The sequence below is a fragment of the Streptomyces sp. GB4-14 genome, from assembly GCF_022696125.1.
Taxonomy (GTDB): Bacteria; Actinomycetota; Actinomycetes; order Streptomycetales; family Streptomycetaceae; genus Streptomyces; species Streptomyces werraensis.
Genome location: NZ_RZHO01000002.1, coordinates 14,173 through 28,311 on the forward strand (window position 1 = coordinate 14,173; position 14,139 = coordinate 28,311).

12 protein-coding genes and 2 pseudogenes are annotated in these 14,139 nt (G+C 69.2%); 6 read left to right on the top strand and 8 right to left on the bottom strand.

Translation table 11 applies throughout. The features are described 5' to 3' along the window. Nucleotides 1–171: 171 nt before the first annotated feature. The gene (locus tag ELQ39_RS01350) at nucleotides 172–918 is read right to left on the bottom strand and encodes an N-acyl homoserine lactonase family protein (protein ID WP_242590680.1); all 747 of its coding nucleotides are present in this window, start codon (nucleotides 916–918) and stop codon (nucleotides 172–174) included. An 86-nt stretch (nucleotides 919–1,004) separates the two neighbouring features. After that, a complete protein-coding gene (locus tag ELQ39_RS01355; protein WP_242590681.1) occupies nucleotides 1,005–1,589 on the bottom strand; it encodes a TetR/AcrR family transcriptional regulator in 585 nt (194 codons plus the stop codon). Between the two features lie 129 nt (nucleotides 1,590–1,718). Between ELQ39_RS01355 and ELQ39_RS01360 the strand changes: the two genes are divergently transcribed. Further along, complete coding sequence (locus ELQ39_RS01360) at nucleotides 1,719–3,230, top strand: FAD-dependent monooxygenase (RefSeq protein ID WP_242590682.1); 1,512 nt, start codon at nucleotides 1,719–1,721, stop codon at nucleotides 3,228–3,230. Between the two features lie 476 nt (nucleotides 3,231–3,706). After that, nucleotides 3,707–4,111, top strand: a complete 405-nt coding sequence (locus tag ELQ39_RS01365; RefSeq protein WP_242590683.1) for a ChaB family protein — start codon at nucleotides 3,707–3,709, stop codon at nucleotides 4,109–4,111. Between the two features lie 324 nt (nucleotides 4,112–4,435). Here ELQ39_RS01365 and ELQ39_RS01370 read toward each other — a convergent pair. Further along, a pseudogene (locus ELQ39_RS01370) lies at nucleotides 4,436–4,735 on the bottom strand (transposase); the annotation flags it as partial. Between the two features lie 897 nt (nucleotides 4,736–5,632). On the opposite strand from ELQ39_RS01370, the gene ELQ39_RS01375 reads away from it, so the two are divergent. Further along, complete coding sequence (locus ELQ39_RS01375; RefSeq protein ID WP_242590684.1) at nucleotides 5,633–6,091, top strand: hypothetical protein; 459 nt, start codon at nucleotides 5,633–5,635, stop codon at nucleotides 6,089–6,091. 1,441 nt (nucleotides 6,092–7,532) lie between these two features. On the opposite strand, the gene folE is transcribed toward ELQ39_RS01375, so the two are convergent. From folE to ELQ39_RS01390, 3 genes are all read right to left on the bottom strand, one after another. Further along, a complete protein-coding gene (gene folE / locus ELQ39_RS01380; protein WP_242590685.1) occupies nucleotides 7,533–8,084 on the bottom strand; it encodes a GTP cyclohydrolase I FolE in 552 nt (183 codons plus the stop codon). Nucleotides 8,085–8,196: 112 nt separating this feature from the next. Beyond that, a complete protein-coding gene (locus ELQ39_RS01385) occupies nucleotides 8,197–8,619 on the bottom strand; it encodes a hypothetical protein (RefSeq protein WP_242590686.1) in 423 nt (140 codons plus the stop codon). 58 nt (nucleotides 8,620–8,677) lie between these two features. Beyond that, complete coding sequence (locus ELQ39_RS01390; RefSeq protein ID WP_242590687.1) at nucleotides 8,678–9,217, bottom strand: DUF2231 domain-containing protein; 540 nt, start codon at nucleotides 9,215–9,217, stop codon at nucleotides 8,678–8,680. Between the two features lie 129 nt (nucleotides 9,218–9,346). On the opposite strand from ELQ39_RS01390, the gene ELQ39_RS01395 reads away from it, so the two are divergent. From ELQ39_RS01395 to ELQ39_RS01405, 3 genes and pseudogenes are all read left to right on the top strand, one after another. Beyond that, the gene (locus tag ELQ39_RS01395) at nucleotides 9,347–10,159 is read left to right on the top strand and encodes a helix-turn-helix transcriptional regulator (RefSeq protein WP_242590688.1); all 813 of its coding nucleotides are present in this window, start codon (nucleotides 9,347–9,349) and stop codon (nucleotides 10,157–10,159) included. A gap of 35 nt (nucleotides 10,160–10,194) precedes the next feature. Then, the gene (gene tal, locus ELQ39_RS01400) at nucleotides 10,195–11,310 is read left to right on the top strand and encodes a transaldolase (RefSeq protein WP_242590689.1); all 1,116 of its coding nucleotides are present in this window, start codon (nucleotides 10,195–10,197) and stop codon (nucleotides 11,308–11,310) included. 73 nt (nucleotides 11,311–11,383) lie between these two features. Next, a pseudogene (locus ELQ39_RS01405) lies at nucleotides 11,384–11,563 on the top strand (transposase); the annotation flags it as partial. A 186-nt stretch (nucleotides 11,564–11,749) separates the two neighbouring features. Here the strand turns inward: ELQ39_RS01405 and ELQ39_RS01410 are convergent. Then, nucleotides 11,750–11,971, bottom strand: coding sequence for a hypothetical protein (locus ELQ39_RS01410; protein WP_242590690.1), 222 nt, complete (start codon nucleotides 11,969–11,971; stop codon nucleotides 11,750–11,752). Between the two features lie 697 nt (nucleotides 11,972–12,668). After that, on the bottom strand, nucleotides 12,669–13,907 hold the full coding sequence (locus ELQ39_RS01420; RefSeq protein WP_242590691.1) for a PP2C family protein-serine/threonine phosphatase: 1,239 nt from the start codon (nucleotides 13,905–13,907) through the stop codon (nucleotides 12,669–12,671). Nucleotides 13,908–14,139 lie beyond the last annotated feature (232 nt).

Below are 14,139 nucleotides of genomic sequence, written 5' to 3' on the forward strand. Positions count from 1 at the left end.
GACCCGCAGCCCCCGGGTTTCGAACGTTTTCCGGTGCTCGGGGCCGTCCTCGAGCGCACTGGCCCAGGACCTCCTCGGAGGGAGCCCGTCCAGCCCGGCCTCCTGGACGGCCTTGCCCGGGGCACTACTTCGACACCACCCAGGCCGCCGTACGACGAGCGCTCCCGTACGTCATTGGTTTCGCCGCACCGCCTGCCGGCGAACATTCGCTGCGGCAGGCTCCCAGACCGAGCAGTCGTGGGCGAAGAGCACGCGGCGTGGGTCGAAGTCCGCGAGCCGGTCCAGCCAGCGCCGGTACGGAGGAAGGGGCTGTTCCACGCCGTCACGTGCTGCGCGGCGGGCCAGTTGATCGGCTGCGAAGTGCGAGGCGAAGTCGTGTGCCTGGCCGGCGAGGACGACGGTGCCGTCGGCCTGCCGGAGGACGAGCGACTGGTGCCCCTGGGTGTGTCCGGGCGTGGGGACGATCCAGACTCCCGGCCACACCTCGGTTTCGCCGGAGAGTTCCTCGTAGGTCGCGCCGGGGAAGTCGATCAGCTCGATGAAGGTGTGGCCGCCGCGGCGGGCGGTCGCCAGTTCGGCCTCCTGGACGAGGACGGGCCTGCCGCCCAGGAGGGGGTTCCCGCCGCAGTGGTCGAAGTGCAGATGGCAGTTCACGACGAGGGAGATGTCGTCGAGGGCGACACCGGACTCCGACAGTGCGTCCGGCAAGGCGCGGCGTCGCGGCCGGTAGTGGGCCTCGGTTTCGGGGTCCGCCTCACCGATGCCGGTGTCGAAGAGGATCAACCCGTTGTCGTGCCGTACCAGGTAGGCGAGGACGGGCTCGACCCTCGGCTGCGAGCCGCCCGTCTCCGACGCCGGCCGGATGAAGTACCCGAGATCGAGCCGCCGCACCGCCGTCTTCCCCAACGCGTTCCCCATGCCGTCATCGTGGCAGGTCACCCTCTGCCGCTCAGCCGGTCTGCCGACAGCAGAAGCACCTACTGAGGTGCCGCCCGCGCCGCTTCTCACACTCCGGGGTGCGGCGCCGTGAGGTAGTGCTGCACGGTCGGGGCCAGCCAGGCAGCGATCTCCTCCGGGTGCAGCTGCGCGGCGGGCGGGAAGCGCAGGACGTAACGGGTCAGGGCCAGCCCCAAGAGCTGTGAGGACACCAGCGCGGCTCGGGCCGGCGCCTGTTCGGGGTCGGGGCACACCCGCCGGGCCAGCGGGAGCAGTTGGTCGCTGAAGATGCCCCGCATGCGCTCGGCGCCGGCGTCGTTGGTCACGCCGACCCTCAGGAGCGCGGTGAGCACCTCGTTGTCCTCCCACATGGTGAGGAAGTGCGTGACCAGCGCACGGCCCGCCTCGTCGCGGGGCAGCGAGGCCGGGTCCGGCAGCTTCAGGTCGATGGCGACGGCCGCCGCGAACAGGCCCTCCTTGTTGCCGTAGTAGCGCATGACCATGGAGGGGTCGATCTTCGCCTGCTGGGCGATGGCACGGATGGTGGCGCGCTCGTAGCCGTCAGCGGCGAACCGCTCGCGGGCCGCCTCGAGGATGGCCCTGCGGGTGGCGTCGGAGCGGCGGGCGGGGGCGGCCGACGTGCTTCTGTTCATGCCAACGATCGTAGGCCAACACACATTGGCCAACAAGCGTTGACGTGCTCGTCGACGCCCGCCTATTGTCGCCAACGGACGTTGACCAACAGATGTTGGCCTACAACCGTTGGCGACTGGGAGGTCACCATGGGCGGCACCGGCACCGGCAAGCGCACCGACCGCACCGCGGGCACCACGCGCTCCGTGACCGTCGTTGGCGCCGGCCCCACCGGCCTCCTTCTGGCCGGCGATCTCGCCGAGGCCGGCGTCCCCGTCACCCTGCTGGAGAGGCGCCCGCACAAGGTCAGCAACCTCTCCAGGGCGTTCGGCGTACACGCCCGCACGCTGGAGCAGCTCGACGCCCGCGGCCTCGCCGACGACCTGCTCGCGACCGGCAGCACCATCACGCAACTGCGGCTCTTCCGCCGCCTCTCCCTCGACCTGGCCACGCTGCCCTCCCGCTTCCCCTTCCTGCTGATCACCCCGCAGTACGAGGTCGAGCGCCTCCTGGAGCAGCGTGCCCGGCAGCTCGGCGTCCAGTTCCGGTACGAGACCGAACTCCTCGCCCTGCGGCAGGACGCCGACGGCGTGGACATCGACGTCCGCACCGGGGACGGGACGACCACCACCCACCGTGCCGCGTACGTCGTCGGCGCGGACGGCCATCGCAGCACCGTGCGCCAGGCGATCGGGCAGCCCTTCCCCGGCGACTCCGTCATCACCTCCCTCTTTCTCGCCGACGTCCGGCTCGCCGAAAAGCCCGACAGCGTTCTCACCGTCGACGGCGCCGGTGACGTCTTCGCGATGATCGCCTCCTTCGGCGACGGCTGGTACCGCGTCATGGGCTGGAACCGCCGCAACGAGGTCCCCGACGACCACCCCCTCGACCTCGACGAGGTCAAGGACGTCACCCGCCGCGCCCTGGGCACCGACCACGGCATGCACGACGCCCGCTGGCTCTCCCGCTTCCACAGCGACGAACGCCAGGTACCCGAGTACCGGGTCGGCCGGGTCTTCCTCGCAGGCGACGCGGCCCACATCCACTCCCCCGCCGGCGGGCAGGGCATGAACACCGGCCTGCAGGACGCCGCCAACCTCGGCTGGAAGCTCGCCGCCGTCCTCAAGGAACAGGCACCCGACAGCCTCCTGGACACCTACCAGACCGAACGCCACCCGGTCGGCAAGGCGGTCCTGCGCAGCAGCGGCGGCCTCGTCCGGCTGGCCCGCGCCACGAACCCTGCCCTGCGTGCCCTCCGCGCCGCCGTATCCGCCCTCGTCAACGCCGCCGCGCCCGCCCGCACCAAGGCCGTCGCCCAGATCACCGGCATCGGCTACCGCTACCCCGCCCCGCACGGCTCCCACCGCCTCGTCGGCACCCGCGTCCCGGACGTCACCCTGGAGAGCGGCAACCGCCTTTACGAAGCCCTCCGCGGCGGACACTTCGTCCTCATCACCCCGCCCACCGTCCGACTCCCCCACCGCACCGCCCCGGACGACGAGCCCGGCACACCCCCCGCCGTCGAACACTGGGCAAGCGACCGGCGCACCACCATCCTCGTCCGCCCCGACGGATACGCAGCCTGGGCACAAGACGACGCCGACAGCGCAGCCATCGAGGCCGCAGTCGCCGCGCGCTTCACCACCCCCGACCGACACTGACGCCCAAGGCCCTGCCCGGCGAGCTGACCCGCACACGGGCCGCCGGTGCACGGCCGTCGCCATCGGCAGTGACGACGCGCAGGCCCCCGTACCGGCGGATGAACCCCGCCACCAGCCGCTACCTGCCCAGGCCATAGCACCGCCGCGCGGGTGCCCGGTCCGTGGACGCCGTCGGGGCTGACGCCGAGACGGTCGGCCCGGAGCCGGCGGACGGCCTCCACCGTGCCGTCGCCGTAGATACCGTCCGCCCCCCCGGCACGGATGCGGAGGCGGCCGGTGTGCTGCTGCAACAGCACAGGTCGCGCCCGACCCTCTCGAGGGCATCCTTCGAACCCGGGCGTCGGGTGCTTGCGGCATCCCATCCACAGGTGACGGGAGGGGGTCAGGGCCTTTTCGCACCCCGACCGCCGCCGTTACCACGGCTCTGCCACGGGAACCCGGCCACTCGGACAGCGACGTCCAAGGAGGCGAGTGACATGCCCGGACGCGAGGAAATGCCGTCGACCTTGGAACGATCGTCCAAGGACGCCCAGCGAACGTGGATCAAGGCGCACGACTCGGCCGTCGAGCAGTACGGCGAAGGTGAGCGAGCACACCGGGTGGCATACGGCGCACTGAAGCACACCTACGAGAAGGTCGGTGATCACTGGGAGCGCAAGGAGGGCGGCCGCAAGGGGCCCTCGGACCCGCGGTCGGCGAAGCCCCGGCAGCAGGGCGGCCGCAGCGGTGAAGGTATCGACGAGAATGCGTCGAAAGAGCATCTCTACGGTCTCGCTCGGCGACTGGGTGTCGACGGAAGGTCACGCATGTCGAAGTCCGAGCTGCTCGACGCGATCCGCAAGGCGAACCGCTCGGAGACACGCGCAGCTCGTTCGAGCTGACCGGACGAGGGTGGGACGGGCTCATCAGGCAATGCACTGAGTCGGCAACTGGTCGAGTCTGAATTCCGGCCGATGCGGTGGCGAACAGACCTGATGCCAGCTGTTGCGCGACGTGCCACCGGGTCGACGGTCGGACTGGCCAGTACCACGGCGACCACGTCACGCTGCCACAAAGCGGCCCGGGCAGCCGAATGCGTTCCGCTGGAATGGCCGACAAGGAAGAGGGGCTAAGTGAGCGTTTGGTTCGCTGGTGTCCGTTTGGTTCGGGGTTAGGTGTCGCGCCAGTTGGTGGTGCCTTTTGAATGTGGCTGCCGGGGTGAGGTGGACGACTTCGAGGTCGATGCCGCGGGTGGCGGCGTGTTCGACGGCGGCCTTCTTGTATCCGGAGTCGGCCCAGGCTTTGGTGACGCGGGGGTGGCGGGCGGCGATCTGGTCCAGGAGGTGGGTGCCGGCGGTGGAGTCGTGGACGGCCGCGGAGGTGACCAAGGCAGTGAGGAGTAGGCCGAGAGTGTCGGTGACGATGTGGCGTTTGCGACCGGCGATCTTCTTGGCGGCGTCGTAGCCCTGGTCGGCGAACTGGACGTTGGCGGAGGTCTTGACCGACTGCGAGTCGAGTACGCAGGCGCCCCTACCCGGACCAGCTCGGTGCCGTGGCGCTTGAGTCCCGCCGACGCAGGCATGACGATCACCACGCGAGTGGTGAAGACTGGACAGATGCGACCTCACGCCCCCGGCGGACTCCTGTTCGTAGCGCTCGGTTTCATCCTTGTCGTCGCCGGCTACGTCTGGAGGGGCATGTCCTGCGTCCCCTCTCGGCGAAACGGGCCCAGGCAGTCGAGATCCGGGACCGTTCCAGAAACCTGCTGCGCTCCGCGGACATGGCAATCGCCGGAGCGCGCCGCCGGGCCGCCCGCGACGAACCGGCCATCGTCACGGTCGGAGACGTGACCAGGGTGGCGCGCCAACACTACGGGTACCTCTTCGTAGAGCGCGAAGAAGCAGCTGCCGCCCTCCGTCAGCGCTATGAGGCCTCCGACTGCCGGGTGGACTGCGTGACCGACGCCTTTAACTGACTGCCTCCTCGGCCCTTTCTGCCGCCAGTCCGAGCGACGGACGGTGTTGCCACCCTGCTGCGGTACTGAGGCGGCGCTGGCAGCGCCACTCGTTGCTGCGCACAGCGACATTCCCTTCGGCAGCGTGGGCGGCAAGGCGCGGACGGCCTGACGGACCACCGCGCCGCACCGTGAACTACGCGGCGGAGCTACTTCTTGTCTCCGAGACCTTGGCCCTGACCTCAGGCAGGCCGGTGGTCCCAACCACGACTACGGAGCCGTCCGAGGCCCCGGCCGCCAGGGAACGCCGCTGTCCGAAATCCGCGTTGCCCCCTCACCGATCACTCGTACGCTACCGTCCGTGACGCGACACATATACGCGAGGACCCTGACCGCCAGCATGGCCCTCCTGCTCGCCGCCACCTTGACCTCCTGCGGGGAGAAGGAACCGAGCGCGGTGTAGAAGGACTTGGCCGAGAAATGCGGCGGACGCATCATTGCCGGCAGCCTGGGCTTCCGCTTCGACGAGGGGGTGAAGACCAAGGCCATCGGTTCCTGGCACAAGAGTGGGAACGGCCAGTGCTTGATCACCGCCAATGACAAGCACGACTTCTGGACGGCGTTCCACCTGCAGATTCTTCAGGGTGACAACGCCGGAGAGGTCGAGGCCCTCAGACGCGACCGCTGCGCCGACGACCGCAATGATCCCGCCCGGTACCCGGGCTACGCGGACGGAGAAGGATTCTGCTCGGCCTATGACACCCTGAACCCGGGCGGCGGGTACCGGGCAATGGGCGCCGTGGACAGGTACTACGTCGAGATCCGCCTGCCCGGAGACCGGCCCAACAGCCATCCCGACGCGGCGAAGAAGCCCCGCGAGAGGTTCTCCAAGGTCATGGACGACCTGCGCGAGTACTACAAGGGGTGAGCCCTGCCCTGTCGCCCTCTGGACGAAGCCCCGAACCGGGGGCAGGGCGGCTCGACGCGCCCCCGGCTACGTGGTCCTGGGCGATCTGTCCGCCCACAGGGGCAGTGACCGAGACGGCCCAGCCGACGTCTTCGTCCGCGTCGGCCTGGGGCACCAAGACGGTGAACACCCGTTCCCGCATGCCGTCCACCGTCCACCGCAGCCAGTTGCAGACACCTCGCCAGTTGCCGTATCTCTTCGGCAGGTGCACCCAGTCGTACTCTGTGGCGCACCGGACGGCGGCCGCGCGGTCGTGGAAACTGGGAACGTGCAGTCGTCGGTTCCGACCGGCACGGTGTGGGGGGCGGGGCGATGCGCCAGCACGTCGCGGCCGCAGGCCGCGGCGTCGCATTCCGCAAAGGCCGCAGACCGGCACCACCGGTCACCCACAGTCGAACACACCACACGCGGCTTCGTTCAACTCGCGCCAACCGCTTCGGGCCGACCCGCATCAAGATACTCAAGCTCCAGATGTTCGGCCACGCAGGCTTTGAACTCCATCGCGCACGACCCCGATTGGGGTGGCCGAGAGGCACAACAGCACACCGAGTGGATCAGAGCCCGAACTCAGGCGCACGTGCCGCCCCTGAACAGGTTCTCTCACGACTTCCGTGAAGCGATCAGATCAGTGATCAGTGCATGTTTCGAGCACTTCGATGATCTGTCGTACTCGCATGCGCCACTGTTCCGCGTCGGCGCTGTCCACCCAGCTGGTTGCCATTTCTGCCGATGGGACTGTCCGGAAGGGTACTTGCGACGAGAGCGCCGGCTGCCACTGCTTGGGCCCCGTGCTCGACATCGAGGCGTGCTCCCGGGTCGGTGACTCGCTGGGAGCGATCCGGGCGCCCCGCTTCGGCCCGGGACGACCCCGCACCCGGCCCGATCACGTCCTGGGCGACAAGGGCTACAGCAACGCGCGTCCGTGGGAAGGTGCTCGTCCAGGGCTCGGCGACTCGTGGCCATCATCTGGCACGTCGCGATCGTTTCCTGCACGTCTTCGCTGCAGACCCCTGACGGGGACGAGCCGAGCCATTATCGTCCGGTCCGCCCGCCGTCGGATCTGGGCTGCGGACGCCGGGTGGGGAAGAAGCACAGCGCAGGTGTGGGGGTGGGCCCGTGGGGCCTTCGGCGGGCGGCCGCATGCCGGCGGCGTTCCTGAGAACGAGCACGAGCCTGCTGCTGGTCTCGCTCGTTTCGTGTCTGCTGGGTGCGGCCCGAGCCGACGCTGCCGACGGCCGGGAGCCGGAGGAGAAGTCCGCGACGCTCACACATCAAGCGGCTCTACCTTCTTGATCAAGTTGATCGAACTGGGGGGGTCGGTCCGGTCAGGGTCCATAGGTCGAGTGCGGCAGCTCCCGGCCCGCGCGGCACCTTCCGATTCTGTGTCGCTCGGCTGTGGGGGTCAGTGCGGAAGGCCGGTCAGGGTGAGGAATTCGCTGCGGGAGCGGGTGTCGCTGCGCAGGAGACCGAGGAGTGTGGAGGTCATGGTCGTCGCGCCGGTGGCCTGGACACCGCGCAGCGTCATGCAGGTGTGCTCGGCCTGGATGACGACGCCGACGCCTTTGGGTTCCAGGTGGGCCTGGAGCCAGTCGGCGACTTGCTTGGTGAGCCGCTCCTGCACCTGGGGGCGGCAGGCGAAGTGTTCCAGGACGCGGGCGAGCTTGGACAGGCCCAGTATCCGGTGACCGGGCAGGTAGCCGATGTGGGCGGTTCCGACGAACGGCAGAAGATGATGCTCGCAGACGCTTCGGAGCGGAATGCTCCGGGCGAGGACCAGTTCGTCGTAGCCCTCGTCGTTGGGGAACGTGGTCAGGTCGAAGGGTCGAGGGCTGAATAGTTCGGCATAGGCGCGGGCCATGCGGCCCGGGGTACCGCGCAGGCTCTCGGAACCGGTGTCCATGCCCAGGGCCTGAAGGAACTGCCCCGCGGCCCGTTCGGCAGCTGTCAGATCCATTCCTTCAGCGTCGTGGACCACACGCAGGGCGGCGGGCGTGGCGGGTATCGGTTCCTGGGACGGATCGGGTGCGGAGGCAATATGCAGGGGGGAGTGGAGGTGCTGGGTCATGTCACTCCCCCATCCCGAGTGCGGTGAGCAGGACCAGGACCAGGGTCACGACGGCGGCGAGCCCGTGTCCGGTGACGACAGCGACGGGGAAGTGGCGTTCGGCCGGCGCACTTCGGTCAGCAACGGCCGGTGCGGCGGTGCGGTCGCGGTGGACGGGGATCCAGCGGGCGAGCATGACGAACCCGAGCAGGGCGATGGGCATCAGGAGACCGAAAGCGGTCCAGGCCAGAGTCTCGTTGTTGGTGATCACGTGGATGATCCACACGACGAGGCCGATGGCGGCGAGGGCGAAGTGTCCGAGGACGACCGGGACGGGCAGGTGGCTGCTCCTGTCGCGGGCGCCGCCGTGTGAGAGCCAGATGCCGAGCATGTAGAAGCCACCGAGGGCGGTGACCAGCCAAGCGATCAGTGCGGCGATGTCCATGGGAACTCCTGACGGTAGGGGCGAAGCGAACGCGCTGATGTGCTGGAAAGCCTGCGAGTCAGTGGCGGGCTGACCGCGGGCGGGAAGGTACGAAGCCCTCGGCCTGTGTCTCCTCGTCGGCGACCCGGACGCCGTAGTGGTAGGCGAGCTTGCCGCCCAGGAAGCCCGAGACGCCGAGCACAGCCAGCGTCACGGCGTTCAACGCCAGTTGTCCCGCGCCGACGCTGCCTGACGGGCCGTCCCCGGCGTGGCGCCACAGGAAGTTGCCTGCGTACGCGGCCGTCGCCAGCAGATTCAGCGTCATGTGGATGAGCCCGATACGGAAGGCGCGCGTTCCCGTGGGGACGGCGAACAGGTCCAGGAAGCCGAGCAACGCGGCGAGCAGCGCCCCGATCACGCCCACGGCGATCAGCCACATCGCACCGCGGGCGAGGAAGTCCGGGTCGTCCACGACGTGGGAGGCGATGTCGAAGACGAGGCTGCCGACCCACGCGCCGATCGGCACGGTGACCAGGATCGGATGGAACGGGTGCCCGTACGGGCCGGCGAGGGCGGCGCTGACCGGCTGTTTCGCCTGTTGGTGAAGTTCGCTGGGCATGGCAGGTGTCCTTCTCCAGAAGAGTTTCACCAATCAGTATTGGACTTATTACTGGAGAGGGTCAAGTGCCAGGCACGAGAGTCGGAGCTGGTCAGTTACGCGCACATCGATTGGAGTTATCGTGGATGTATGACCACTGACTCGACCCCGGCTTCACCTCAGGCTCCCGTGGCTTCCGGGATGGAAGCGGTCTCGGTACTTGCGGACGAGGTGCGCCGCAGGCTGTACGGCTTCATACGGCGCGCCCACCGGCCGGTGACGCGGGAGGAGGCCGCCGCCGATGCCGGGATCTCGGCCAAGCTGGCCGCCTTCCACCTGGACAAACTGGTCGCGGCCGGGTTGCTGAGCTCTCGCTACGACAACCCGGGCGGCGTCCGCAGGGTTGGCCGCAAGCCCAAGGTCTACGAGCCGGCCGGCACAGACATCCACATCTCCATCCCCGAGCGCCGCCCCGACGTCCTCGCCGAAATCCTCGTCGACGCCGTCCTCGACCAGCAGCAGGGTGAGGACGCGCGGTCGGCGGCGCTGCGCACGGCCCGCCGCCGTGGTGAGGACCTCGGAGGCGCGACGCGCACCAGCACCCGTCCCGGCCGTCTGGGGCCCGAGCGCTCTCTCACGCTTTCCGAGTCCGTGCTGGAGGAGTACGGCTTCGAGCCCCACCGGCAGGCCCCGACCGAGGTGCGGCTGATGAACTGCCCCTTCCATCCACTGGCTGCCCGATCGCCCGAGCTGGTGTGCGGGATCAACCACGCCTTCCTCGGCGGTTTTCTCACCGGCCTGCAGACAACGGGGATCGAGGCGGTACTCGCCCCTCGACCGGGACGCTGCTGTGTGGAACTGCGCGCCGCCGCGGCCAGCAGTGCGAGCATGCCCGGCCCTACTACCGGGGCGTGCGCGAAGGACGTCTGCGCCGGGCCCGCAGAGGATCCGGGCGGCACGTAGACGGCATCCCGCGAAACGACGCAAGGGAGAAGATCATGAGTGAGAACCTGGACCGGTTGTCCGCCGAAGGCGTGGCGGTCTGGCTCGATGATCTGAGCCGGGAGAGGCTCGCCGGTGGCAGGCTGGCCGACTTGGTGCGTCAGCAGCGGGTGGTGGGCATCACCAGCAATCCGACGATCTTCGCCAAGGCGATCCGCTCCGGTGCCGGCTACGACGAGCAGGTCGTCGATCTGGCCCGGCGCGGGGTGCGGGTCGAGGAAGCCGTCAGACTGTTGACGGCGTTCGACGTGCGCTGGGCCTGCGACGTGCTGCGGCCGGTGTACGAGGCCAGTGACCGGGTGGACGGACGGGTTTCCATCGAGGTGGACCCGCGCGTAGCCCACGACACGGCGGCCACGATCGCCGAGGCACGCGCCCTGTGGTGGCTGGTGGACCGGCCGAACCTCTTCGTGAAGATCCCCGCCACCCAGCAGGGCCTGGAAGCGATCAGCACGGCGCTCGCGGAGGGCATCAGCATCAACGTGACACTGATCTTCTCCCTGGACCGCTACGACCAGGTGCTCAGCGCCTTCCTCGACGGCATGACCCGAGCGCACGCGGCGAGGCATGACCTGACGTCCATCGCGTCGGTGGCCTCCTTCTTCGTCAGCCGCGTCGACACCGAAGTCGACAGCCGGCTGGACAAGGCAGGCACACCGGAGGCGACGGCCCTGCGCGGAGCGACCGCGATCGCCAACGCGCGCCTGGCCTACCAGCACTTCGAGCAGGCGAGCGCGTCCCCGCAGTGGCAGACGCTGACCACCGCCGGAATGCGTCCCCAACGCCCGCTGTGGGCCTCCACCGGGGTGAAGGACCCCTCCTACGCCGACACCCGCTACGTCGACGAACTGGTGGCCCCCGGGGTGGTCAACACCATGCCGGAGCAGACCCTGCGCGCGGTCGCCGACCACGGCCGCATCCGGAGCGACACCATCCACGGCACCTATGAGGCATCCCAGCGGGTACTGGATGACCTCCAGAGTGTCGGGGTGTCCTACGACGACGTGGTGCGCACGCTGGAGGACGAGGGCATAGCCAAGTTCACCGCCTCCGGAAACGAGCTGTTCGAGCAGCTGAACGCGGAACTGCAGGCCAAGCGCCCGGCCGACTGACGCGCCGGTCACAGACCGGCGCGTCCCGGAGGCAATCAACGCCTACCCTGACCCCACTGGTAGCGCCCCGGTCGTGCTTACCTGCCGCACCACCCAGTACGAGGACATCGGGCCGTTGCTGCCTGAGCCGCCGCCGAAGCAGCTGGAGAGACGGCTTCGGGTGCCCGACCGGCAGGCACTGTGCGGGATCCTGTTCGTGCTGCACACCGGCACTCGGTGGGAGGAGCTCGGCTTCGGCTCGGGCATGACGTGCGGGCACCCACCGGCACGTCCAAAGGCTTCGTCAGGGCCAGTAAGGCAGTTCACCGGGCAGGAGCGCGCTCGTGACCGGTGCCGGCAGCGGCATGGGCGCGGCGACGGCACGGCTGCTCACCGACCGACAAGCTCCACGCGGTCGTCGCGCAGATCGAGATAGCCCCCGGAGCCGGGGCCCCGGGGGCTATTCGGGCTGGGTCACCGTCAGGGACCAGCGGACGGTGTCGTTCGAGGCGTCCACGCCGATGGTGAATGAGCCCGGCGCCACCACCCCGGGGTCCATGGTCACCGAGCCCACGCCGACACGGTCGGCGGGGCAGTCCACCGAGAAGTCGGCCACCCGCCCCCGCTGGTCGTCCATCGAGACCGCCACGCTGCCGCCGCCCTCACACGCCACAGTGAGCACGGTGGGCAGTCTGTCCCAGGCCCCGCCCGACGCGACTCCGCCGTCTCCCGTCCACTCCGGCACCCACACCAGGCCATCCGGGCCCGGGTGAGGGAGCAGAACGTCCTCCGCCGCCGCTGCCGGTACCGCTGTCGCAGCTGTCGCTGCGGTGGCCGCCAGTGCGATCGCTGCCATCCTGCCTACACGCATGATCGTGTCCCCTCTTCTCTGACGCGTCATCAAGACATGGACACGACAGTCTCACCTGTCCGCACTCCCCCACGCATGAGTACAACGACTCATGACAACCGCTATGCCGCGGTGCATGCACGGGCCGGCCCGTGGATGCGGGCGTGCGGTGGTGTCGCCCACGTACCATCGGCGTCGAACAGCCGCTGGAGACCGCAGAAACGAACCGCACAAACGCGGCGGCGGCATCCTGCTGGAGCGTGACGGCCTGCCGGTGCAGGGCGGCGGCCCACAAGAGCTTTCGGCTGGTGAAGGCCGATGACCGCTCAGCGTGGCAGGACATGATGGCCTCGCAGGTGACGCCACTTCAAGTACGCCGCCCCCGGACGGTGGCCGATGTGCGGCTCACGCCGTGCCGCGAGCGGGATGCCCTGGCCGTCGGATATGACGTGGTGGTTGCTGCCCGGTCGTGCGCGGTCGGCCGGGCTGTGTCCGCTGTTGGGCCCCTGAGTGCGGCCCGGACGTGGCGTCACGGCTGCTGCTTCGTGCGGCCGGCTGAGGCTTGCCGAGTGTCCGCGCCGGAGCTGACGTGCCGCTGGGTCTCCTGGGGACCGTGCCAGTCCAGACACATCACGGTGGCATCGTCTGCGAGCCGGCCATCGGCGGCGTTCCGTACCGCGGACGTCAGCATCAGCGCGGCCTCCCGCGGGTGCAGGTCGCGGGTGCGCTCCAGCAGAGCGGGCAGGTCGACCTTCTCCCCATGACGTTCGAGCATGCCGTCGGTCAGCATGAGCAGACGGTCACCGGGGCGCAGGTCGATGTCCTGAACCCGATAGGGGTGGGGTGCGAGCACGGACAGCCCGAAGGGATGGTCCACTTCGCAGGTGATCTCCTTCGCGCTCCCCTCGCGCATGCGCAGTGGCCAGGGATGGCCGGCGTTGACGAGCCTGGCCTGCCCGGTGTGCAGGTCGATGCGCAGCAGCTGCCCGGTGGCGTGATCGTGGCCGTGGTCGGCCAGGGCCTGGTCGGCCAGGTGGGCCTGCTCGGCCAGGTCTGCTCCTGCACGGCGGGCGCCGCGCAGGGCGCCCACCAGGACCGTGGCGGCCAGCGCGGCGTCGAGGTCGTGGCCCATGGGGTCGGTCATCGACACGTGCAGGGTGTCGCGGTCCAGGGTGTAGTCGAAGGTGTCGCCGCTGAGGTTCTCGGAAGGTTCCAGGCTGCCGCTCAGGGTGAACTGTGCAGCCTCGCACGACAGTGACGGGGGTAGCAGCTGGTACTGGATCTCTGCTGCCAAGGTGGGGGGCCTGGAGCGTTTACCCCAGATGTAGAGGTCGGTGAAGCGCCCGTTGGCGATCACGATGTAGGCCAGGACGTGGGCGGCTTCCTTGACCGCATCGAGGACGTCCTCGCCGGGGACGTCCGGAAGGAGCAGTTCCAGCAGCCCGATGGCATCTCCCCGGTTGGTGACCGGCACGATCACCCGCTGTCCCCGGCCGGCCTCCTCCTGGTACAGCCGCTGGGTACGGATCACCTGCTCGTAGACGCTGCCGAGCAGGGGGATCCGCTCCGCTTCCCGCCCACCCTCCGAAGCTTCAGTGGTGGACAGCCGCGCCACCGACCTCCCCGTCAGGTCCACGATGAGAAAGGAGACCTTCGTGGCCCCGAGACGCCGCCGCAGGTCCTCGGCGACCACGTCGACGGCCTCCACCGGCGCGGCCGTCTCCGCTGCCTTCAGCAGCCGGGGGAGTTCACTCTGCCCACCACTCACGACCAGGCTCCATTCCGCCGGCCCCTCCCACCAGCCTGGGAACCAACACGGTGAGCGTCAACCCGTGACCGGTCACGGTAAGTGAAGGTGGTCACGTTATGCGTTCGCAGCAATGAGTAGTTCTGAGTCTCGGGTTTCGGGGGCCGGAGAAACGAGTGATGAAAGTTGCGCGTTTTACGGAACCTTTGCCCGGGTTCGGGCGTTGGGCCAGTGAGCGCGCGGGAGCGGGTTC

Bases quoted from the DNA above. Each gene is read 5' to 3' on its own strand.
- tal (WP_242590689.1), top strand. From the start codon at position 10,195: ATGAGTGAGAACCTGGACCGGTTGTCCGCCGAAGGCGTGGCGGTCTGG.
- ELQ39_RS01395 (WP_242590688.1), top strand. From the start codon at position 9,347: ATGACCACTGACTCGACCCCGGCTTCACCTCAGGCTCCCGTGGCTTCC.
- ELQ39_RS01355 (WP_242590681.1), bottom strand. From the start codon at position 1,589: ATGAACAGAAGCACGTCGGCCGCCCCCGCCCGCCGCTCCGACGCCACC.
- ELQ39_RS01390 (WP_242590687.1), bottom strand. From the start codon at position 9,217: ATGCCCAGCGAACTTCACCAACAGGCGAAACAGCCGGTCAGCGCCGCC.
- folE (WP_242590685.1), bottom strand. From the start codon at position 8,084: ATGGATCTGACAGCTGCCGAACGGGCCGCGGGGCAGTTCCTTCAGGCC.
- ELQ39_RS01365 (WP_242590683.1), top strand. From the start codon at position 3,707: ATGCCCGGACGCGAGGAAATGCCGTCGACCTTGGAACGATCGTCCAAG.
- ELQ39_RS01360 (WP_242590682.1), top strand. From the start codon at position 1,719: ATGGGCGGCACCGGCACCGGCAAGCGCACCGACCGCACCGCGGGCACC.
- ELQ39_RS01385 (WP_242590686.1), bottom strand. From the start codon at position 8,619: ATGGACATCGCCGCACTGATCGCTTGGCTGGTCACCGCCCTCGGTGGC.
- ELQ39_RS01350 (WP_242590680.1), bottom strand. From the start codon at position 918: ATGGGGAACGCGTTGGGGAAGACGGCGGTGCGGCGGCTCGATCTCGGG.